The 19,991-nt window shown below is 58.6% G+C and carries 21 protein-coding genes and 1 tRNA gene; 9 read left to right on the top strand and 13 right to left on the bottom strand.

The genetic code is table 11. From position 1 onward, the window contains the following. Positions 1–29: 29 nt before the first annotated feature. The 4 genes from BGP00_RS25190 to BGP00_RS25175 form a co-directional block, all read right to left on the bottom strand. On the bottom strand, positions 30–2,489 hold the full coding sequence (locus BGP00_RS25190) for a TonB-dependent receptor (protein ID WP_292692294.1): 2,460 nt from the start codon (positions 2,487–2,489) through the stop codon (positions 30–32). A gap of 67 nt (positions 2,490–2,556) precedes the next feature. Next, positions 2,557–4,053, bottom strand: a complete 1,497-nt coding sequence (locus tag BGP00_RS25185; protein WP_292692296.1) for an aldehyde dehydrogenase family protein — start codon at positions 4,051–4,053, stop codon at positions 2,557–2,559. Positions 4,054–4,146: 93 nt separating this feature from the next. Further along, positions 4,147–5,448: a cytochrome P450 gene (locus BGP00_RS25180; RefSeq protein WP_292692298.1), complete on the bottom strand. Its 1,302-nt coding sequence runs from the start codon at positions 5,446–5,448 to the stop codon at positions 4,147–4,149. A 155-nt stretch (positions 5,449–5,603) separates the two neighbouring features. Beyond that, a complete protein-coding gene (locus BGP00_RS25175; protein ID WP_292925947.1) occupies positions 5,604–5,897 on the bottom strand; it encodes a hypothetical protein in 294 nt (97 codons plus the stop codon). Between BGP00_RS25175 and BGP00_RS25170 the strand changes: the two genes are divergently transcribed. Further along, positions 5,781–6,107: a hypothetical protein gene (locus tag BGP00_RS25170; protein WP_292925945.1), complete on the top strand. Its 327-nt coding sequence runs from the start codon at positions 5,781–5,783 to the stop codon at positions 6,105–6,107. The two genes, BGP00_RS25175 and BGP00_RS25170, sit on opposite strands and share 117 nt — an antisense overlap. 88 nt (positions 6,108–6,195) lie before the next feature. On the opposite strand, the gene BGP00_RS25165 is transcribed toward BGP00_RS25170, so the two are convergent. From BGP00_RS25165 to BGP00_RS25155, 3 genes are all read right to left on the bottom strand, one after another. Then, positions 6,196–7,341: an epoxide hydrolase family protein gene (locus BGP00_RS25165; protein WP_292692301.1), complete on the bottom strand. Its 1,146-nt coding sequence runs from the start codon at positions 7,339–7,341 to the stop codon at positions 6,196–6,198. 62 nt (positions 7,342–7,403) lie between these two features. Then, entirely contained in the window at positions 7,404–8,864 is a 1,461-nt protein-coding gene (locus tag BGP00_RS25160) for a cytochrome P450 (RefSeq protein ID WP_292925939.1), read from the bottom strand. A 228-nt stretch (positions 8,865–9,092) separates the two neighbouring features. After that, on the bottom strand, positions 9,093–9,830 hold the full coding sequence (locus BGP00_RS25155) for a MerR family transcriptional regulator (RefSeq protein ID WP_292692305.1): 738 nt from the start codon (positions 9,828–9,830) through the stop codon (positions 9,093–9,095). Positions 9,831–9,899: 69 nt separating this feature from the next. On the opposite strand from BGP00_RS25155, the gene BGP00_RS25150 reads away from it, so the two are divergent. Beyond that, positions 9,900–10,298 carry a transposase gene (locus BGP00_RS25150; protein WP_292692307.1) on the top strand — a complete coding sequence of 133 codons (399 nt, stop codon included), beginning with the start codon at positions 9,900–9,902 and terminating at the stop codon, positions 10,296–10,298. Positions 10,299–10,423: 125 nt separating this feature from the next. Here BGP00_RS25150 and BGP00_RS25145 read toward each other — a convergent pair whose 3' ends face one another. Next, complete coding sequence (locus BGP00_RS25145) at positions 10,424–11,005, bottom strand: TetR family transcriptional regulator (protein WP_292692309.1); 582 nt, start codon at positions 11,003–11,005, stop codon at positions 10,424–10,426. A gap of 126 nt (positions 11,006–11,131) precedes the next feature. Here BGP00_RS25145 and BGP00_RS25140 point away from each other — a divergent pair, with 126 nt between their 5' ends. The 3 genes from BGP00_RS25140 to BGP00_RS25130 all read left to right on the top strand — a co-directional run bounded on the left by BGP00_RS25140 (position 11,132) and on the right by BGP00_RS25130 (position 13,905). Then, the gene (locus BGP00_RS25140) at positions 11,132–12,085 is read left to right on the top strand and encodes a hypothetical protein (protein WP_292692311.1); all 954 of its coding nucleotides are present in this window, start codon (positions 11,132–11,134) and stop codon (positions 12,083–12,085) included. A 75-nt stretch (positions 12,086–12,160) separates the two neighbouring features. Next, a complete protein-coding gene (locus BGP00_RS25135) occupies positions 12,161–13,315 on the top strand; it encodes an epoxide hydrolase family protein (RefSeq protein WP_292692313.1) in 1,155 nt (384 codons plus the stop codon). 446 nt (positions 13,316–13,761) lie between these two features. Then, positions 13,762–13,905 carry a hypothetical protein gene (locus BGP00_RS25130; RefSeq protein WP_292692315.1) on the top strand — a complete coding sequence of 48 codons (144 nt, stop codon included), beginning with the start codon at positions 13,762–13,764 and terminating at the stop codon, positions 13,903–13,905. 563 nt (positions 13,906–14,468) lie between these two features. Here BGP00_RS25130 and BGP00_RS25125 read toward each other — a convergent pair. Further along, entirely contained in the window at positions 14,469–14,864 is a 396-nt protein-coding gene (locus BGP00_RS25125; protein WP_292692317.1) for a hypothetical protein, read from the bottom strand. 1 nt (position 14,865) lies between these two features. Then, entirely contained in the window at positions 14,866–15,255 is a 390-nt protein-coding gene (locus BGP00_RS25120) for a helix-turn-helix transcriptional regulator (RefSeq protein WP_292692319.1), read from the bottom strand. A 110-nt stretch (positions 15,256–15,365) separates the two neighbouring features. Here BGP00_RS25120 and BGP00_RS25115 point away from each other — a divergent pair, with 110 nt between their 5' ends. Continuing rightward, entirely contained in the window at positions 15,366–15,605 is a 240-nt protein-coding gene (locus tag BGP00_RS25115) for a helix-turn-helix domain-containing protein (protein WP_082703361.1), read from the top strand. Between the two features lie 31 nt (positions 15,606–15,636). Here the strand turns inward: BGP00_RS25115 and BGP00_RS25110 are convergent, their stop codons facing one another. Further along, positions 15,637–15,801 carry a hypothetical protein gene (locus BGP00_RS25110; RefSeq protein ID WP_292692322.1) on the bottom strand — a complete coding sequence of 55 codons (165 nt, stop codon included), beginning with the start codon at positions 15,799–15,801 and terminating at the stop codon, positions 15,637–15,639. Between the two features lie 20 nt (positions 15,802–15,821). Between BGP00_RS25110 and BGP00_RS25105 the strand changes: the two genes are divergently transcribed. Continuing rightward, the gene (locus BGP00_RS25105; protein ID WP_292692324.1) at positions 15,822–16,952 is read left to right on the top strand and encodes a tyrosine-type recombinase/integrase; all 1,131 of its coding nucleotides are present in this window, start codon (positions 15,822–15,824) and stop codon (positions 16,950–16,952) included. A gap of 125 nt (positions 16,953–17,077) precedes the next feature. Here the strand turns inward: BGP00_RS25105 and BGP00_RS25100 are convergent. Then, positions 17,078–17,152: transfer RNA gene (locus tag BGP00_RS25100), tRNA-Val, on the bottom strand. A gap of 110 nt (positions 17,153–17,262) precedes the next feature. On the opposite strand from BGP00_RS25100, the gene BGP00_RS25095 reads away from it, so the two are divergent. Continuing rightward, complete coding sequence (locus BGP00_RS25095) at positions 17,263–17,571, top strand: DUF3297 family protein (RefSeq protein WP_168603949.1); 309 nt, start codon at positions 17,263–17,265, stop codon at positions 17,569–17,571. A gap of 73 nt (positions 17,572–17,644) precedes the next feature. Here the strand turns inward: BGP00_RS25095 and BGP00_RS25090 are convergent, their stop codons facing one another. Continuing rightward, complete coding sequence (locus BGP00_RS25090) at positions 17,645–18,391, bottom strand: CHAP domain-containing protein (RefSeq protein ID WP_366556811.1); 747 nt, start codon at positions 18,389–18,391, stop codon at positions 17,645–17,647. A gap of 197 nt (positions 18,392–18,588) precedes the next feature. Here BGP00_RS25090 and der point away from each other — a divergent pair, with 197 nt between their 5' ends. Continuing rightward, positions 18,589–19,974 (top strand): ribosome biogenesis GTPase Der, encoded by a 1,386-nt coding sequence (gene der, locus BGP00_RS25085; RefSeq protein ID WP_168603948.1) that lies wholly within the window; start codon positions 18,589–18,591, stop codon positions 19,972–19,974. The last annotated feature ends 17 nt before the right edge of the window (positions 19,975–19,991 follow it).

Below are 19,991 nucleotides of genomic sequence, written 5' to 3'. Positions count from 1 at the left end.
GTGACTGGGCGGGAATCAGTTGTCGAAGGTCAGCGAATTTTGAAGCCGACAGTTAAGCCGTAGGTGACCGGGCGCCCCGTGATCCGGGCAGCAGTGTCGGTGGATGCGACGACAGTGGTCCAGTAGTATTTGTTGAAGAGGTTCTTGCCCCACAGCATGACCCGCCAGGCTCCGTCCGGCGCCTCATAACCGATCCGCCCGTCAACCGTGGCGTAGCCGTCGATGACGAAAGGATTGGTGACTCCCTGTGCCAAACGGACAATGGCTGCGCCCGAGGTGGGGTCGGGGACGTAGGAGATCTTGCTAGCACCGGGAACCGCATCTGTCGAACTGCGGGCACTGACGCTGACGCCGACGAACGGCGCGCCGCCATTGGCCAGTTTCGCACGGTATTCAACGTTGACGGTGCCTGACCATTTCGGAGTGAAGGGCAGGGGATCTCCGGAAAAGTTGGTCGCTTGCCCCAACACATTGTAGTTGCGCGGAGCGGACGGGCCCACCTGAATAGCGGAATCCAGATAGGTGACAGCGCCGTTGATCGTCAGCCCATCGACCGGACGGATCGTGATATCCGCTTCGGCTCCGAAGATCCGTGACTTGGGAAGATTGACCAGTTCGTCGAGCGCGCCGAACAACGGGTCGTTGAATTTGCCGCGCACCTGCTTGTTGCGATAGTCATAGTAGAAGACAGCGCCATTCAGGCTGACACGGCGGTCCAGAAGTTGGGTCTTGATGCCGCCTTCATAGGCTGTGACCGATTCTTGGGTGACCGGTTGCAGGCCTTCGTAGATTGAGGCGGCGAGGCTGGGAAAGGAACCGGCCTTGTAACCGCGCGAGACGTTGGCGTAGAGCAATGTATCGCGCGTTGCCTGATAGTCGATCCCCGCGCGCCAGGAGACATTGTTCTCGCTCAGCGTTCGGATGAAGGCCTGGCCGGGCACATTATTGCTATTGAGAGTGTAGGGTCCGGCGATCGTGATCGGTGTGAAAGGTGTTGTTCCGAGCAAAGTTCCAAGCAGATTGAACAGCTTGTCTACGTTGCCGCCGACGATCGTGTAGCTTCCGATGTTACCGTTGTTGCGCGACTGGGTAAAGCGTGCCGAAGCCTTCAGTGTCAGCTTGGGCGCGACGACATATTCGGTGCTGCCAAAGAAGGCATAATTCAGGATGTCCTGTTTGTTGGTCACGCCGCTGGCATTGATGTAGAGGTTGTTGGGGTTGTAGTTCGAGCTGTTGAAATACCGCAGCAACTGGTCCTCGAATGTGTGGCTGCTTTCGATGTTGCCACCGATCAGCCACCGGAAGCTGCGGCGGGGATCGTTTGCCAGACGGACTTCCTGGTTGAACGCCTTGATGTAGCCATCGTTTCGATAGAGGTCGAAGGTGACAAAGGCGCCACCGTCGCCATCGGTCCGCTGCTTCTGATCAAAGTCGGCGTAGGAGGTCTGCGAGGTCAAGGTGATGCTGTCAGTGACATTGATATCTGCGCGCAGCGATCCCTGAATCAAGCTGCGGTTTGAAAAGGGCGTAAAATTCACCGATTGAGCAGTCCCCGGCGTGACTGCTCCTGACGCTGAATTGACCTGCCCTGTGGCGGGATCCAGAATGCTGGCGGTCCAGTCGGCGGCGCGGGCGTTAGCTGGCGCGAACGGCGCTGTCAGAACGCTGGCCGGGGTGAAGGCCGAAAATGTCGGACGTATGGCGATCAGTTGCTGTGCCTGAGGATCGGAGGTATCGCGCCAACCATTGACGTTGAGCGAAAGGCGCACACCGTTGCTGTTATCCCAATCGAGCAGAACGCGCCCTGCGACGTAGGATTGCTTGCCGAGCTTGTCGCCGCGAGAAATACTATACTGCCAAGGATCTGAATTGAGGCCTGTGACCGAAACTCGGCCGCGCAGCGAGTCGGTGATCGGTCCACTGATATAGGCATTGCCCTCGATCTGATTGAACCGGCCGTAGCTCAGGTCGCCGCCCGCCTCGAAAGTTCTGGTGGGCTTCGCTGCGATATAGTTGATCGCGCCTCCGGTCGAATTCTGGCCGAAGAGCGTGCCTTGCGGTCCCTTGAGCACTTCCACCCGCTCCAGATCATAGGCGGAATGGCTGGCGAGCACGGGGAAGGAAAGTGGTGCCTGATCGATATAGACGCTGACTGCGGGATAGACGCCCAACGAACTTTCGTTGAAGCCGACGCCGCGCAGGGTGAAAATCGGCGTGTTGGCGGTACTCGGGGAATAGGCCAGACCCGGTACGAGCGAGGCAACGTCTTCGAGTGAGGTTACCTTGCGCTCGGCAAGCTGGGCTCCGGAAACGGCGGTGATTGTCAGGCCGACCTTGTTGATGTTCTCCTGCCGCTTGTTGGCGGTCACAAGGATTTCAGGACTGTTGACGGGCGCGGCCTGTGTCTTGTCATCCTCAGCCAGAGCTGGCGAAGCTGCCATGATATAAGCCAAGCTCACCAAACACAGTTGTGCCTTCAACTTCTTCATATATTCCTCCCAATTGAGTTGTTTTTATATAAGTACGGCGGTCGTTGCCGCCGCACTTTTATTAGTTTCAGTCGTCCAGCAGAGCTGTGACTGTCTTGGTTTCAGTATAGAGGAGGACACCTTCCTCACCGACCTCGCGTCCCCAACCGGATTCCTTCACCCCGCCGAACGGCGCCGATGGGTCGTTCATGCCGTGCGTGTTAATCCAGACCGTCCCGGCCTGCAGTTTGCGCGCGGTGAGATGGGCGCGAGACAGGTCGCGGGTCCAGATATTGGCCGCCAGACCGTAGCGCGTGTCGTTCGCGGTCTTGATGACCTCCTCGGGATCGTCGAAGGGGGTTGCGACGAGCACCGGACCGAAAATCTCCTCGCGCACGATGGCTGCATCCGGATCCGGATTGGCGAAGATGGTCGGTTCGACGAAATAGCCTTCGGTGGGGCCTGTACCTCCGCCGGTGACAATTTCAGCGCCGGCGGCGCGGCCCTGGTCGATGTAGTCGAGCACCCGCTGTTGCTGCGCGCGGGAGACCAGCGGCCCGAGCATCGTATCGGGATCGCGGCCATGCCCCAGCTTGAAACTCTGGGCAACCTTGGCGACGCCCTCCAGCACCTGGTCGTAGACCGATCGCTCCACATAAAGGCGCGAAGCAGCCAGGCAGACCTGCCCGGAGTTGAAAAAGATTGCCAGCGCGGCGCCGATCGCGGCCTTGTCGAGGTCGGCGTCGGCAAAGATCAGCGACGGCGACTTGCCGCCCAGTTCAAGGGTCACGCGCTTCAGATCGCGCGCGGCGGTCTGAACGATCTGCTTGCCCACGCGGGTTGAACCGGTGAAGGCGATCTTGTCGATGCCGGGGTGTTCGACCAGCGCCTGGCCGGCCTCGTGGCCATAGCCGGTGACGATGTTGAGAACGCCTTCAGGCAGACCGGCTTCAAGCGCCAGTTCCGCCAGACGCAGTGCCGTGAGCGGGGTGACCTCAGAGGGCTTGAGAACAATCGTGCATCCTGCCGCCAGTGCGGTTGCGATCTTCCAGGCCGCCATGGCGAGCGGGTAATTCCAGGGGACGATCTGGCCGACCACGCCAATGGGCTCGCGCACCGAATAGGAGTGATACTGACGGCCATCGCCCGAGATCGGATTGACTTGACCGGCGATCTTCGAAGCCCATCCGGCCATGTAGCGGAAGATGTCAACCGCGGCAGGGACATCCACGGCGAGCGCATGATGAACGGCCTTGCCGTTGTCATAGCTTTCAAGGAGCGCCAGTTCGGCGGCATTTTCCTCGATCTTGCGGGCGATGGTCTCGATGATCCGGGCGCGATCAAGCGGGCGCATCCGCGACCATGCCCTGCTTTCGAAAGCCGTGCGCGCCGCGGTCACGGCCGCGTCCACGTCATGGGTGCCGCCTGCCGGAACATGTGCGATAATCTTGCCGGTGGCAGGGTCCTCAACCTCGATGGTACGACCATCGCCTGCTGCGACGCGATGTGCGCCGATCAGCATGCCGGTGTCGGGCATTCGCACACCGAGCTTTTCGGGTGCGGTCAGGGTGGTGGTATCGTTCATGGGGGGTTCCAGTCCCGTTGCGGCCCCTTTACGGGGTCCTGATTATGGGATCAGCATTGGGCCGGGCGCACTCCAGCGCGCCCGGCTGGTCGATCAGCGCTTCTTGAAACGGACCGGCAGGCTCTTGTAGCCGCCCACGAAGTTGGTCTCGACAAAGCGTGGATCGCCCGCAAGTTCGATGCTTTCGATATGCGGCAGCAGTTCCTCGAAGAGCACACGCATCTCCAGCTTTGCCAGATGCTGGCCAAGGCACATATGCGGCCCGAAGCCGAAGGCGATATGTGGATTGGGCGAACGTGTGATGTCGAAGCGCGTCGGATCGGAGAAAACCTCCTCATCTCGATTTCCGGAAGGATAGGAGATCATCAGTCGGTCCATCGCGCGGATTGTCTGCCCACGGACCACAGTGTCTTCCGTGGCGTTCCGCATGAAGTGCTTGACCGGGCTGGTCCAGCGGATCGCTTCGTCCACCAGTCCCTTCACCAGCGAGGGATCTGCCTTCAGTTTCGCGAAATTGTCAGGATAGAGCAGCATGCCGTGCAGGCCGCCGGCAGTTGATGAGGAGGTCGTGTCATGACCTGCGGTCGCGATGGCAACGTAATACCCATTCGCCTCATCACGGGGAATGGGAGCTCCGTTGACCTGCGAATTGGCGATAAGTGAGAGCATGTCGTCGCTGGGATTGGCGCGGCGCTGAGCGCTCAGACCATCGAAATATTCGAAGAATTCCTCAAGTGTGGCAGCCCACTGCTTGCCGGCCGCCACGGGATCGGCGACCATCTCTGGGCGCTGTTCTTCCGGATCGTGGACACCAAAGAATTCCTGGGTCAGTTTGAGCATGCGGGGCTCATCTTCCGGCGGAACGCCGAAGAGGGTCATGATGACCCGCAGCGGATAATGCAGAGCGAAGTCCCGCACGAAATCGCATTCGCCATCAAAGCTGAGCAGCGTGTCAACGCTGTTGCGTGCCAGTGTACGAATCTTTTCTTCCAGCTTGGACACGCGGTTGGGCATGAACCAGCTCTGGGTTAGGTTGCGATAGGCGGCATGTTCAGGCGGATCCATATAGGTCAGCGAAGAGAGCAGACGGGTCGTGCCGCCGTTGATCTGCTTCATGAATTCATCCGAAGCCCGGTCGTTGAGAATCGGGTTGTGATCGGCGTTATGGAACAGCTTGGCGTTCAGTTCGATCGCCTTGATGTCGGCATGCTTGGTGACGACCCAAATCGGGTCGTAGCCTTCGACTTCCGCGACGCCCAGCGGCATGTTTTCGCGCAGCCATTTGAATGCGGGGTAGATAATATCATCATCGGCGTAGGATTTGGGCGTGATAACGATCTTGGCGATGTCCTGAGGGATCAGGGGGCGCGTGTCGGCTTCGAGTATGGTGCTCATGTTGGTCCTCTCGATGCATCGCTTTGTGCATCACTTCTGCTTTTTGCGTATAGCAGTAACGTAATGCTGGACGATGGGGGCGTCAATTATATTAAAAGGTCGGACCAAATATCAAAATTTGAAAAAATTCCACTGTTTTTCAATTTGATATGTTTTTACCCTGCGGGTTTTGTGCCGAGATTTGAATGGCGCGCATGAAAATGAATAGAAGGACGCATATGGATATTACCGCGGCGGCCGTGAGGAAAAGCGGTGGCCCCTTCGCTATCGAAAAGGTTGAAATAGAAGGTATCCGTCCAGATGAGGTGCTGGTCAGGGTTGTGGGTAAGGGGCTGTGTCATACCGATCTCGTTGTGCGCGCTCAGGTGTTGCCCACGCCGCTGCCGGCAGTTCTGGGCCATGGTGGGCGTACCGCGTTCGATCGATGCGACAAGCTCGCTCAAAATCATACAATTGCTTTCGAAAGGCATCCTCGTGTGCGGCGTGGCCGAAGGCGATGCCGATCCGCAGACTATCCAGCCCTTGCTGGTCGATCTTTACCGGGGGGACGCTTTCCTTTCGATAGACTGGTCACCACCTATCCGCTCAAACAGATCAACCAGGCCATCGAGGACCAGCGCGCCGGAAAATGCGTCGAGGTGGTACTTCCCATGCCGTGATCTCCAAGCCCTCGCTGCGCTGTTGCAAGATAGGGGGGGCTGTGGGGGGGATGTGACAGAGCGAGCAGACGAATAGCCATCACCGCGATCAGCAGGTTGCGAAAAAGGTGATCAGGTCTGCTGCCAGTTCTCCGGGACATTCCATTGCCGCGAAATGCCCACCTTTGGGCATTGTGTTCCATTGTTTGATGTTGGCGAACATGTCGCCCGCCATGCTCTGTGGAGGTCGCAGGAATTCGAAAGGGAATTCTGCATAGGCAGTGGGCACTGTAATGGCGGCATCGGCAGGAATGATCGGTTCCCCAAAATGCCTGGCGTGATAGGGCCAGAAGGATGAGCCGATCGAACCCGTGAACCAGTAGAGGCAGATGTTGGCGAGCAGAGCATCTATGTCGAACAGTTCTTCAAGGGGGGAGTCAGGATCGGACCAAGTTCTGAATTTCTCGCCGATCCAGGCAGCCAAACCGGCGGGAGAATCGTTGAGAGCAAGAGCCAGAGTCTGGGGCCTCGTCGCCTGGATGGCGATGTAGCCAGTATCGCGCTTTAACCAGCTCTCCACTGCCACCAGGTAGTTTCGCTCTTGTTCGTCGCGGGCCCAGACTGAGGGATTGCGGGGAAGCGGGAGCAGGTTGAGATGGATCCCGATCAGGTTTTGGGGCCATCTGTGGGCAAGGCGGGTTGTGATAAACGCCCCCCAGTCGCCGCCTTGTGCCGCAAAGCGTTCATAGCCCAGCACTGAAGTCATCAGTTCCTTCAGAAGATCGGCCATGGCCTCTATCGAGAGGCCACCTCGTCCGTGACTGTAAGAAAGGTGATAGCCGGGTAGTGAAGGGATCACGACGGTGAAGGCCTCACCAGGATCGCGACCGTGTTTTACTGGATCGGTCAGAAGATCGATCATATCGAGAAATTCGAGTGGCGAGCCTGGCCAGCCATGAACCAGCAGAAGAGGTTTCGGGTTGGGGCCCTTGCCCTCAACATGAAAATAATGGAGTTCGCGACCGTTGATCGTCACTTTGAATTGAGGCCACGCGTTAATGCGCCTTTCCTGCGCGCGCCAGTCGAAGTGGTCGTGCCAATAGGCGATCAGTCGCGAGAGCCACTGCGGATCGGTCCCGAGATCCCAAGCATTGCCGGGAAGACTGTCTGCCAGCCGGGTGCGGGCAAGTCGCCGCTGGAGATCGATCAGATCGTCTTCAGGAATCTGAAGGATGTAGGGGCGAATGGTGCTCATTGTTGACCTTGGAATCCCCTTGGTCCCGACGTTTCCGGGAACTGTGTTGGAAGGCTGGAGGGTCATGCAACCGTGAAGCGGATGGGCAGAGACTGCAGGCCGCGCAGCATGTTGTTGAGGCGCCAGACCGGCTCGCCCGCAAGTTCGATCTTCTCAATTCTCGGGAGCATTTCCTCCAGAAGGACTTCCGCCTCCAGCGTTGAGAGCATCTGTCCAACGCACATATGGATCCCGAAGCCGAAGCCGACATGGCCCATCGTCTTGCGCCGGATGTCGAAGCGATCGGGGGCAGTGAATTTCTCCGGATCACGATTTGCAGCCGCCAGCAGCAGCATTACTTTCGAATTGGCCGGGATATTGACCCCGTCGATTTCGACGGGGCGGGTGGTAGTCCGGAAAAGTGACTGCACGGTCGAGCCTAGGCGGATGACCTCTGACCAGGCTGCTCGGATCAAGGACGGATCGGCGCGCAACACCTGCCATTGGTCAGGAGCTTGGCCAAACGCATGGAGCATGTGGCCGAGGCCAAAGATCGTCGTGTCGAGACCTGCGCTCAGGACTGATCGCACCAGCATGCTGGCTTCGTCTTCGGTCAGATTGCCGTTGTCGACCTCATCGTAGATCCGTGCCCCGATCCCTGTCGCGGCAATTGACTCGCGACGACATTGTCGGGTCACCCATTCGATAACCGGAGCGCTGTTCTGCATCGAGGTGGCGAAGAGTTCATTATGCGGTCCCATAGCGTTGAAAACCATCGTACCATAGGGCAAGAGGTTTTCGCGTCCCTCGGACATCATGCCAACGGCATCGGGGATGATGCGAAGCGGATAGGCCTGAGCGAAATCCTCGATGCCATCGAGCGTGACCATGTTCAAGGCACTGTCGACTATATCGCGGGCGGCGATCTTGAAATCTTCGCGCAGTTGTTCGAGCACACCTTTGCTCAGGACTCTGGTCATGACGGTGCGGGGGCGTGCATGATCGGGGGCGTCGGCTTCGTTAATGATGCTCTTGGGGCGCCACGGCGCTTCCTTCCCGAAATCCGTAATGCCGACCCCTCTGCCCGAACAGAAATTTTCCGGATCGCGTAGCGCTGCAAAGACCGAGGTGTGGCGGGCGAGTACGTAGAAGCCGTAGCGTGGCAGGTAGGTCACTGGCCCGAGTTCACGCAGCCGAGCTTGCGGAGCGTGCGGGGAGGCAAGGTACTCGATCGAAAATGGATCAATGTCGGACTCGGGACACCGATTGCCAACCATGCTGTCCATAAATGTCGCTCTCACTCTCGCCTTGCGCAGCAGATGCCATGAGAACTTGCCAGACCGCGATCCGGACCGGACGGTCAATTCCGCAAGGGCGCCATCGACGACGGGGGCGGGATCCTTTATAAAGAAAGGCATCCCGAAATAGACCATTGGCCTGCCGTCAGTTCGATCGCTTCCTCGTCTCCCACCATTGCTGACGCTATTCTGATGCACCAAACTTTTCTGTGCCGAAAGGGTAAGGAATTTGGCGTAGCAAGTCACATTCGTATTGCGAAATGCTATAAGATATTTGGTCAAATGGCTGACATAGCCATGGCAATGAAGTGGTCGATAATGCATTGCCAATGCTACAGCCGCGACGAGACGCGCGGCTATGCAAGTACAGATGCTGATCTTGATCGAATTTCTGCAGCTTTCTGATCAAAAGATCGAATGCGAAAAATCAGATAGTGGGGTCAGAATCTAATGCTTTTGGGGGAGGAAACGCGATCAATTTCCCGAGAGTTCAGGATGATGTGGGGGCAGGCATTCATCTTGCTTGCTGCGGAGCCGATTAAAATAGCTGAAGAAGGCTTGCTGCCGAAGCAGACCGAAGAATTCAAGCATAAGCGGGAGAGCGCGCTCGACCAGCCTGGCAGCTTCATCGACGCTTACGCGTCCTTCTATTCGCTGAAGGAATGTCGTCGCTTCCCAGCGCCCAACGAAGTTGGCCGCTTCGACGTAGAACCCCAGGATCTCCGGCGTATAATCGAGATGGCCGTCGAACCCGGCCTTACGCATCTCACCCCAGATCCTCACGATCTGGGCATTCGAGAGTGAAAGCATTTCGCCCTGCTGGGTTTCGATAATTTCGAGGATACCGATGTTTGCGAGAGTTCGCGCGTCTTCATCGGCATGCGGGTAATGCTCAAGCAGTGATCCTATCGCGACGGGTTGGCCGTCGGTCTCAGATCGATGTGCAACCAGCTGTTCGAGTTTGTCGAATGCGTAGGCACCGACCTGTCCCTTGGCGGCATCACCATCCATCAGAGCGCCGATCTGGGCCAGTGTGAGGCGGCTGTCCTGCTGGAGTTGTCGGATGGCGATAATCGCACTGACATGCTTTTCATCATAGTCAGCGGCATTTCGGTAAGGGCGTGCAGGTTCTGGGATCAGCCTGTGTCGCAGATAGACACGTATTGTCTCGCGATGGACTCCGGTCCGTGCTTCTAGTTCGCGCATTTTCATGCCTCTGCAATAAATCAGCACGCGCAATGCGCGCAATTGTATAATGCGTACCATGCCCGTGACGGCCTGGTGCGCGATCGCACCGCTCTCAAGAATCGCGAGAAGAACCTCACCATCGCCTTCCTCAAGCGCCAGTGTCGGCAGCGACTTGACCAGATCGACCGGCATATCGAGGCGCTCGATGCCGAAATCGCCTACCTGATCGCCGCCGCTTCCGCTCTCGCCCGCCGGCATCAGATTCTGACCAGCATCGCCGGCGTCGGAACGCTGACTGCCAACCAGCTCATCGCGACCATGCCCGAACTCGGCAGTCTCGAGAACAAGCAGGCAGCATCCCTCGCGGGCCTCACCCTGATAAGGGAGGGCGATGGTTGGTATTTGCTTGGCTTTAGCCGCAGATCGACCATGTCGCTTCCTTGCTCGGCGATGACCGCGCCGCGCGCGCTACGACAAACCTTTAGTGCCTAAGAACTTGTACAAGTCGAACGAGTCATCTCTGCTCCGAACCTCCTCGTCCCTTACTAACGTGACCGTGCTGGTCATTATCTGACGACTCCATGCAGGTGCTTGCACGATCACGTAACCAGATACGCCTAATTTGCCTCGGACAGTTGGCTCACCGCCGTCGATATCGCTGTTCGCAATAATGTGCGTTGCGTCATTGCGTCTGGACTGATCGACGTGCCGAAGGGATTGGCGGCGGTCCAAGCTGAGGCGATCGTAACGATGAGCGTCAGAAGGAAATCCGCAGGATATCGGTTGGCAACTCGCCCCTCGGCCTGCGCGCGCCGAATTTTCGCGACCTGAGCGGCGAGACTCGAGCCTTCGTCCAGCGGCCAGTCCCCCTGCTGCGCTAGACCGTTCCACATGACCAGGCGCATCACATGTGGATGATCCATCGCGAAGTCGAACAGTGCCGCCGCATAACCCGGAAGATCATCTGCAGAGAACTGGATGGTGCTGTAAATATCAGCCAGATGCCGTTCCAGCACAGCCCTGAAGAGCTGTTCCTTGTTTCCAAAGTAGCTGTAGATCAGTGCCTTGTTCGCTGGCGCGGCGGTGGCAATGCGGTCAATACGACCGCCCGCGATGCCGTGGGTCGCAAACTCTTCTGTCGCGGCCAGGAGGATGCGTTCGCGCGTCTGCTCCCCCTTTGTGAACTCAATCTTCTTCATGCCTTCAAAATCCCATTGACCATCGGAGAGAGTGGATATAACTAAAAAGTTAGTTTTTCAAGCCGGCCGCAAGAGAGGTGTGCCATGTTTCCATTGATACAAGCAGGATCTTCCAAAGCGAGAGCCTTGACCGGACTCGCACTGTCGGCGGGTTTCGCACTCTGTGTGCTGATGCCGGATATCGCCCTTGCCCAGAACGCGCATGCGCACGTTGTGCTTGATCCGAATTTCCGCACACCCGCGCCGCCCAACGATGCCTTCCCGCAGAATGCCGAACATGTTTTCTATGCGACCATAGGGATGGTGGCCATCGCGCTCATCATGGTTGTCGTGTCGATGATCGAAGGACTTCGCTTCAGGTCAACCGTTCCATTTGCAATCGTGATGGCGGGTGCCGCCTGCGTCTTTCCGGAAAGTGTAGACAATTACCTGGCCGGCTGCTTCTGGTCCCAGTCGCATGATCCAAACAAGCTCTTCTATTTTCTGATGGGGCGCGAGTTTGACTATTACACCATTGCGATGTGGTGGCCCTTCGGCGCACTGCTTGGGTATATCTTTTACGCCGCGCTCATGAGAAATGTGAAGACCGGTGCACTCTGGACCGCTTTCGCACTTTCCGGCCTCGCCGATATCATGTTCGAAGAGACACTGCTTCGCTATGGTGGCATTTATACCTATTTCGGGCATCAGCCGCTGGTTTTGCTCGGATATTTTCCTTGGTGGTGGCTTTTTGCCAATGTCGCGGCTTTGTACCTCAGCGTTGCGATCGCCTATCGTTTTCGTGAATGGTTCAATGGCTGGAAAAGCGTGCTCATCCTGGCCTTGATGCCGCTTTGCTACATCGGCGGCTTTGCCTTTTCCGGACTGCCGACGATCTATGCGATCCAGGGCAATTTCTCGCCGTTCGTGACTCAGGCAGCGGGTATCCTCACTTGCATCCTCGCCCTGATTCAGGTCGTCGGCATCCTTTACCTGATCCTCGGACGTAAGCCGCTTGCCTTCGCGGAGAGAGAGGCAATCAGCAATGGCAGTGCGCAGAATCGTCGCGCGCAGATCGGAGCGGCGGCCCCCCAATTCTGAGCCGCAAGATTTCAAATTGGGCGCCCTTCTAAGCTCGGTGAGGGCGCCCATTTCTCTGATTGCAAGGAGCACTCCATGCCGAACAAACCGCAGCCATCGATCACGCCTTTCAGGATCAATGTCGCTGACGAGGAGATTAGCGACCTTCATGCTCGTCTCGATCGCATCCGCTGGCCAGAGCGAGAGACGGTTTCCGACTGGTCGCAGGGCGTACCATTGGCCGAAATGCGCAAGCTTGCCGATTACTGGCGCCATTCCTACGACTGGCGCCGCTGCGAGGCTACGCTGAACCGGTACCCGCAATTCAAGACGACCTTGGACGGACTTGAGTTCCATTTTCTCCATATCCGCTCTTCGAATGAAAATGCACTTCCCTTGATCCTCACCCATGGCTGGCCGGGATCGATCATCGAGTTCTTGAAAGTCATAGGCCCGCTGAGCGAACCGCAGGATTTCGGTGGCGACGCCCGCGACGCCTTCCATCTGGTTGTTCCCTCCCTGCCGGGTTATGGATTCTCCGGCAAGCCGTCCGACAGCGGTTGGGGCCTCGCCAGGATAGCCGCGAGCTGGGACACGCTCATGAAGCGCCTGGGCTACCGCGAATATGTCGCACAGGGCGGCGATTGGGGCTCGGCGGTTACGCATAAGTTGGCAAGGCTGAAACCGGAGGGGCTGAAGGCGATCCATACCAACCTGCCGGTGGTGATGCCGCCGCCGCCTTACGAAAATCTCAATGCTGAAGAGACCGCGATGCTAGCCGCTATGGGGCATTACCAGCGCTGGGAAGCAGGCTATTCAACCCAGCAGATGTCCCGCCCGCAAACGCTGGGCTACGCTCTTGCCGACTCGCCTATTGGACAGGCAGCCTGGATATTCGAAAAGTTCAGGGCATGGGCCGATTGCGATGGCAATCCGCTCAACATCCTGAGCTATGATGAGTTGCTCGACAGCATCATGATGTATTGGCTCCCCAACTGCGGCGCCTCGTCGGCGCAGCTCTATTGGGAGAGTTTCGAGAACGCCTTCGTGGTTACGGAACCGGTTCCCGTGCCATGTGGCTACAGCGTGTTTCCGAGAGAAATCTATCAGGCACCGAGAAGCTGGGCTGAACGGTGCACGCCAGAGCTGATACACTGGAACGAGCTCGACAAGGGCGGTCATTTCGCGGCCTTCGAGCAGCCGGGACTTTTCGTCAATGAACTCAGAAATTGCTTCAGAAAGTTACGATAAGGCCGTCGAGAAGCTCCGCAGGCTGGGCTTCCGTTCACGCCGGACCATCGTAGCCAATAGCTGAAAATCAGTCTTTGGTCGCGACAAGCAGGATATTCTAAGCGATGGAAATGTTGAGCCGGCATCAACTTCGCCGCCGGTTCCACATCTCCTGCCACCCTTCCCTGCGTTAATTCTCAGAACGCGAGGCCGTTAGATGGGGTGGGGCGGCTACTCACCAAATTGGTTGTGACCCAACGGCCTGACCGATGGTGGCCACGGCTGGAATACGCACTCGCTTCAGATCCTGAAGCATGGTTATGGGGCAAGAGACGAAGAACAGAATCTATGCACCATAGGTAGCCCTGACGACTTCCAGGCCTCCAATCGAAAACGTACCGATCTTATGGTAGGGGATCAGGAACCATGATTTAAACGATTCGCTGATGCCGTGCCCGATGATGCTGATGGCTGAAGTAGCCATGGCGAGGCTTATGCGTGATCGAGCCAATCGCAACCTGGATGCGCTAGAGTCGCATTTCGCGGAAGGGCATCAATGGCTGGCCGGTGCTGATTTCAATGTCGCGGATTTCGTGATGAGGTTTCCGTAAACCACCGTGCGTGCCTTCATCCTGTTCGATCTGTAGCCCTATCCAAATCTCCGTGCCTATTTGCTACGCGTGGCAGGCCATCCTACTTTCGCAACCGCGATGTCCAAGGCTGCATCTGGCCGCGAACTCCTGCTGGATCGAGCGTCTTTCACTCGTTCGGTTGACGGACGTGACCGCAGTCGATGGCGCGACATGCACCTGTCAGGCTATCGTTATGTGACCCGACCGCTGCTCGTACCAGTACCCTAAAATCTCACGAACCCAGATTTGCGGTTGGATATCGGGGCGGCGTTATCTCGGAACTTGTCAGAGAGAGGGGACGATATCCGGAATTTCCGAGCCGGGCGCACGGGTGACGGCACGGGCCCTGCCGGAATGTCCAGCGGGGCGCAAGAAGCCGACATTGAGCCGGTTTGACAGGACTTCAATTCTGGCGTGTGCTGGCATCTAACTTCATCGTTTATCCGGCCGATCCGGCAATCATTATGCGTTATCTGGAAAGGCATACCCAATAAGAGGGCTTCTGTCTCTCCGCTTGAACTTATCGGCCTTCGGCTGGTCAGTCATTCGGTATTGTTCTGTTCGATATACTCGGCTTGTCCATTGTGATGAAGCACCCAACGGCCAAACCTCTTTTCGGCCAAATCGACGATCCAGACCGGCAGCAGGAGAGAGGCAAAGAGGGCTGCGGTGGTTTTGACCTCGAAGAGGCCTTTGAAAAGGGCGAGGGCCAAGGCGAAAAGGGCCACGGTCGCTGCCCCCAGTGCGACGGCTTTGACTATGCCAATATATCTTGGGATCAAGTGATGGCGGACGCGTTCCAGTTCATCCTTGGCCTGCCTCATCTCCTGCCGCAGCGCGAGGCGGTCAGCCATCAGCTTTTCTACCGAAGGGTTGACGGCCTTCATGGCAGCCAGAAGGCGTTCGTCGGCAATCGGCGGTAACTGGTTGTCGTTCATGTCAGGCGCTCAGGGCAAAAATCTTCTCACTCATGGCGGGGCTGATTTCGCCATGCTCCAGTAGGTATTGAAACAGCGCGCCACCGAGTTTGATAAGGGCGTCCTGTTCCACATCGTCGCCACCGCGGCTTAGGAAAGCCCAAGCGGTGGCGATTGAACGGGCATAGATGCTGTCCAGACTTTCGGTATCTGGCCGACCTTCGCCGGTCAAAAGCCAGTTTGCGCTGACGCCATAAACCTGGCTGAAGGCGAGGATCGCCGAGGCTGGAGGCTCGCGCCCCTTTTCATAATTGACCAAGGCGCCATGCGAAATGCCGATCGCTTCCGCGACATCGGTTTGCTTCAGCCCCTTTGCCTTGCGGATCTCCAGAAAACGCGCGCCGATGCTCATGCCGCACCGACGCACGAATCCGTCTTGACGAAACTCACAAACATGAGCTACTCCAATAATCGTGAGTTTCTGCCAAACTCCAATCACAAACTACTACAGAGGTGCTAGTCATGCAATTGCTGACACTGCCAAAACTGGCCGCGCGCAGCGGCTGGCCGGAGTCTCGCGTCCGTCGCATGGTTGCGCGGGGGTTGCTGTCCCATATTCGCGTCAACGGTCGGCTTCTTCTGCCGGAAACCGCCATTGAAGATTATGTGGCAAACCACTTCGTGGCCGCCGCAGGTCGGTCAACCCCGATGGGGCGACTCACCCTGGCCAGTCCGGCGCAAGACCCTGATCCTAGAAACTGACCAATGAGGAGCTCTTGGAATGGCTGTCCTCTCATCCATTCTCGATTCCGGGAGGCCGCCCAGCGAATGGGTTGAGTTGCTGTCCACCCGGGGCCTTGTCATTTCCGAACGAGCATTGCGCGAGAAGGCCAACCGCATCGGTGCCTTCCACCGGCTCGGGCGGAACATGATCATCACCGCCGATCAGATCGACCAAATTTTGGAATATCGCAAACCATGCCCCTCGAACCGTTCCGCAGAGGCCCCACGTGGTGGGCGCGCGGGCGCGTCGAATATCTCGGCGCCCCCATCACCGACTACTATCGATGCAGCACTGGAGCATCTGAAGAAGCAGGCGCGTGGGACTGGTGCCGTGCCGAGGAAGAGAGGCAAATACGCCGCCACGTCCTAGGCGAGGATGCCGAGGCGCAGCCGCCTGCCAAGTTCACATTCGCTGATGCTGTGCTTCTCTACAAGCCGAGCGAAGCGGATGCTGGGTATCTCGTCCCAATCATGACCAAGCTTGGCTCGATGGCTGTCGCAGACATTACGCCCAAGCTCGTGCGTGAACTGGGCGGGGAACTCTATCCAGAGGCATCGACAGACACGTGGGTGCGCCATGTCGTGACGCCCGTTCGCTCTGTCATCAACAATGCGCATGACCTTGGCCACTGCGCGCCGATCCGCATCAAGGGCTATTCCAAAGAGGAGCGAGTCGCGCAGGATCTAAAGCGCGGTCGGAAAAGCCGGGTCAAGAAGACGCCAGGAAGCTGGGAATGGCTGCTCAAATTCCGCCAGCACGCGCCGCGGAGTCATGCTGCTCTGGCCATGTTCATGTTCATGACGGGGGCGCGGATCAGCCAGTCCATTGCGATGCATCCCGACCGTCATTTGAGGCTGGATCAGAATTTGGTCTGCATCCCGGCGGCCAAAGGTCACGATGATCGCTGGATCACGGTTCCGCATGAGTTGGTGAGGGAACTGGCATCCCTGCCTCGACTTTATCCGCGCGGGTTCGAGCGCACACAGGACAATCTGCGGGTCTTCGGTTTCGCAGATCGATCAAGCCCTCGAAAGGGTTGGGCCAAGGCCTGCAAACTGGCTGGCATCGATCTGCTGCCATTTCACGCCGCCGGGCGCCATGGGTTCGGCCAGGAAATGAACGTGCGACAGGGCATCGACGAGAAGGCTGCGGGTGAATTCGGCGGTTGGTCCGACACCAGTCTGATGCGCAGAACTTATACCCATGCCGAGCAGACGGCCGAGAAAATTCACGAGGCGCAATTGCGTGGTCTGCGGGCTGCCGAGGAGCGAACCAAGCTGTCACTGTTCAGCGTTGGAGCCAGCCAAAGGAAGGAGAGGGCGTGATGGCCGTGTACGGGATTTGTACGGGCTCGGTACGAAACGGGGCGTTTGTTCCCGTTATTTTCCGCATCCAAATTTTTTCGACAGAATATGGTTTCCATAAAATCCCCTTATTTCAGAGGGTTTTATGGTGGGCGCGGCAGGGATTGAACCTGCGACCCCACCCGTGTGAAGGGTGTGCTCTACCGCTGAGCTACGCGCCCGCTGGCTTGGTGTCGGCTTCGTTTTGAAGCGTCTCCGTTGCCGGGAGCCGCGCCTCTAAAGGGGTTTGTTTGCGTTGACAAGTGGGTAATGCAATTTATTTCACGCACCCATGACTGACACCGAAAACACCTCCGCCGAATCGGGCGCCGCCATCGGCGATACCCCGCCCGATCGCCTGGCCATCAACCCCAAGAGCCCGTTTTTCGACGCGGACAAGCTGCAGCGCGGCATCGGCATCCGCTTCAAGGGCGTGGTGCGCAACAATGTCGAGGAATATTGCATTTCCGAAGGCTGGGTGCGCGTTCAGGCCGGCAAGAGCTTTGATCGCAAGGGGCAGCCGCTGACCATCAAGCTGAACGGCCCGGTTGAGGCGTGGTACGAGGATCTGGGCGATAATCCGCCCATCGCCGCCGTCTGAGGCTGACACGAAAAAGGTCCGGGCGCGAACCCGGACCTTTCCCATCGACTGCTACTTCGAATTTTCGCGGGTTTCAGCGGCGCGAATAGGCCGCGATGATCGCCCCGATGGGGTCGCCCAGATAATGGCTCAGCGCAGAGCCGTGATTGGCCCCGGCATAGGGCCGGCTCTCGCCCAGCGGCGCGGCAGGCGTGTTATAGATAAAGCCCGAGACCGGCCAATGCGTCGTGCCCAGCCCGCCCAGCGGCTGATACCACACGCGCACTTCGCTCCAGTCATTGCGCGCCGACACGTCCATGGCCAACACATTGTCCTCGATCTGGCCGCGCTCGCCGCCCAAGGGGCTCCAGTTGGCATGGCGCACCAACACCCGGCGCGAATCGAGGATCCGGCTGACCGTGGCCACATGGCCCAGCACCATCGGCCCATAGGGCTTGAACGCCATCACCGCGCCCACGCGGGGGGAAAAGCCACGTTGGTAACGCCCGGCGGCCTGATCCCACCATGTATGCGCGTCGCCGCGCAACTGAATGCCCGATACGCTGCGCGCATAGGGCACGCATTGCAGGAAAGTGCTGCTGGGGGCGGCCATGACCTGCTGACTGCGCGGGACGATTCGCCCATTCTGATTCGCCAGATCGACAAAGGCGACCGAAAAGCGCGTTGAGGCAAAGCGATTGGCGGCCGGTCGACCCGAAGATTCCGTCCGCCCGGCCGCATGGGCGGGCAAGGCCGCCATAAACGAGGCCCCCATCAGCGCTATGGCGAGAGCCTTTGCCATGGTCATGCCCGGCGTCTTGCTGAAAGGGATTCGCGTCATGCAAAGAAACTACGTCGCCACAAGTTATGGCACTGTCGCAAGGTTTGGTTACCTGCGGCGTAATCTTTCGGCTGATTACTACCTATGACACCGACAGGCCGCGATGGGCGGCAAAAGCGCGCCATTTCGGGGCGAGGGCGCCGGGGACGCGCCGTTTTGCTTGCCAAAAGCGCGTTCTTGTGAGCAGGGCTAATGCCATGTCCCGTCAGATTATCATTATTGGCCGACCCAATGTCGGCAAATCAACCCTGTTCAACCGCCTCGTGGGAAAGAAGCTCGCGCTGGTGGATGACCAGCCGGGCGTGACTCGCGACCGCCGCTTTGGCGAGGCGAGTCTGCTGGGGCTGGATTTCACCATTGTCGACACCGCCGGGTGGGAGGACGACGATCCCTCCAGCCTGCCGGGCCGTATGCGCGCCCAGACCGAGGCCAGCCTTGAGGGCGCGGATATCGCGCTTTTCGTGGTCGATGCGCGCGCGGGCATCACCCCGCTGGACGAAGAAATCGCCCGCTGGCTGCGTGAACAGACTGTTCCGGTTATCCTTTGCGCCAACAAGGCCGAAGGGCGCGCGGGCGATGGCGGCCTGTATGAGGCTTTCAGCCTTGGCATGGGCGATCCCGTTCCGATCAGCGCCGAGCATGGCGAAGGCATGGGCGACCTGTTCGAGGCGCTGCTGCCTTTCTTTGAGGGCGACGAGGAAGAGGAAGAGTTCGAGCCCTTCGATCCCGACGATGAGGATGCGCTCAACGCCGCCCCTCTGAAGCTGGCGATTGTGGGCCGCCCCAATGCGGGCAAATCCACGCTGATCAACGCCCTGCTGGGCGAGGATCGCCTGCTGACCGGGCCGGAGGCGGGGATTACCCGCGATTCGATCGCCATCGACTGGGTATGGATGGACCCGGAAACGCATCTGGAGCGCCCGGTCCGTCTGATCGACACCGCCGGTATGCGCAAAAAGGCGCTGGTGGTTGAAAAGCTGGAGCGCATGTCGGTGGCCGACGCGCGCCGCGCGATCGACTTTGCCGAGGTGGTCGTGCTGCTGCTCGACGCGACTCGCGGGTTGGAGCATCAGGACCTGAAAATCGCCAGCATGGTGCTGGAAGAAGGTCGCGCCCTGATGATCGCCATCAACAAATGGGACGTGGCCGAGGACGCCTCGGGCCTGTTCAACGGCATCAAGGCGGCGCTGGACGATGGTCTGGCGCAGGTGCGAGGTCTGCCGCTGATGAGCGTTTCGGCGCGCACCGGCAAGGGGCTGAACCAGATGATCGCCGCGGCCTTCAAGCTGCGCGCCTCGTGGAGCAAGCGCGTGCCGACCGCCGCGCTCAACCGCTGGTTCGACGATGCGCTGGCCGCCAATCCGCCGCCGGCGCCCGGCGGCAAGCGGATCAAGCTGCGCTATATCACCCAGGCCAAGACCCGTCCGCCCGGTTTCGTGCTGTTCGGTACGCGACTGGATGATCTGCCGATGTCGTATCAGCGCTATCTGATCAACGGCATCCGGCGCGAATTGGGCTTTGACGCGGTGCCGGTGCGTTTGACATTGCGCACGCCGAAGAATCCCTTCGCGACGAAGAAGTAACAAAAAAGGGCTGCTCC

The sequence above is a fragment of the Novosphingobium sp. 63-713 genome (assembly GCF_001898925.1).
Classification (GTDB): Bacteria; Pseudomonadota; Alphaproteobacteria; order Sphingomonadales; family Sphingomonadaceae; genus Novosphingobium.
Note: the sequence above shows the minus strand (reverse complement) of the source record. Positions and strands in the feature narration are given on the sequence as shown.

What these genes read in the sequence shown, in the direction of transcription:
- BGP00_RS25190 (WP_292692294.1), bottom strand. Translation starts at nt 2,489, where the DNA reads ATGAAGAAGTTGAAGGCACAACTGTGTTTGGTGAGCTTGGCTTATATC.
- BGP00_RS25185 (WP_292692296.1), bottom strand. Translation starts at nt 4,053, where the DNA reads ATGAACGATACCACCACCCTGACCGCACCCGAAAAGCTCGGTGTGCGA.
- BGP00_RS25180 (WP_292692298.1), bottom strand. Translation starts at nt 5,448, where the DNA reads ATGAGCACCATACTCGAAGCCGACACGCGCCCCCTGATCCCTCAGGAC.
- BGP00_RS25175 (WP_292925947.1), bottom strand. Translation starts at nt 5,897, where the DNA reads ATGATTTTGAGCGAGCTTGTCGCATCGATCGAACGCGGTACGCCCACC.
- BGP00_RS25165 (WP_292692301.1), bottom strand. Translation starts at nt 7,341, where the DNA reads ATGAGCACCATTCGCCCCTACATCCTTCAGATTCCTGAAGACGATCTG.
- BGP00_RS25155 (WP_292692305.1), bottom strand. Translation starts at nt 9,830, where the DNA reads ATGAAAATGCGCGAACTAGAAGCACGGACCGGAGTCCATCGCGAGACA.
- BGP00_RS25145 (WP_292692309.1), bottom strand. Translation starts at nt 11,005, where the DNA reads ATGAAGAAGATTGAGTTCACAAAGGGGGAGCAGACGCGCGAACGCATC.
- BGP00_RS25135 (WP_292692313.1), top strand. Translation starts at nt 12,161, where the DNA reads ATGCCGAACAAACCGCAGCCATCGATCACGCCTTTCAGGATCAATGTC.
- BGP00_RS25130 (WP_292692315.1), top strand. Translation starts at nt 13,762, where the DNA reads ATGGCTGAAGTAGCCATGGCGAGGCTTATGCGTGATCGAGCCAATCGC.
- BGP00_RS25125 (WP_292692317.1), bottom strand. Translation starts at nt 14,864, where the DNA reads ATGAACGACAACCAGTTACCGCCGATTGCCGACGAACGCCTTCTGGCT.
- BGP00_RS25120 (WP_292692319.1), bottom strand. Translation starts at nt 15,255, where the DNA reads ATGAGCATCGGCGCGCGTTTTCTGGAGATCCGCAAGGCAAAGGGGCTG.
- BGP00_RS25115 (WP_082703361.1), top strand. Translation starts at nt 15,366, where the DNA reads ATGCAATTGCTGACACTGCCAAAACTGGCCGCGCGCAGCGGCTGGCCG.
- BGP00_RS25105 (WP_292692324.1), top strand. Translation starts at nt 15,822, where the DNA reads ATGCCCCTCGAACCGTTCCGCAGAGGCCCCACGTGGTGGGCGCGCGGG.
- BGP00_RS25095 (WP_168603949.1), top strand. Translation starts at nt 17,263, where the DNA reads ATGACTGACACCGAAAACACCTCCGCCGAATCGGGCGCCGCCATCGGC.
- BGP00_RS25090 (WP_366556811.1), bottom strand. Translation starts at nt 18,391, where the DNA reads ATGACGCGAATCCCTTTCAGCAAGACGCCGGGCATGACCATGGCAAAG.
- der (WP_168603948.1), top strand. Translation starts at nt 18,589, where the DNA reads ATGTCCCGTCAGATTATCATTATTGGCCGACCCAATGTCGGCAAATCA.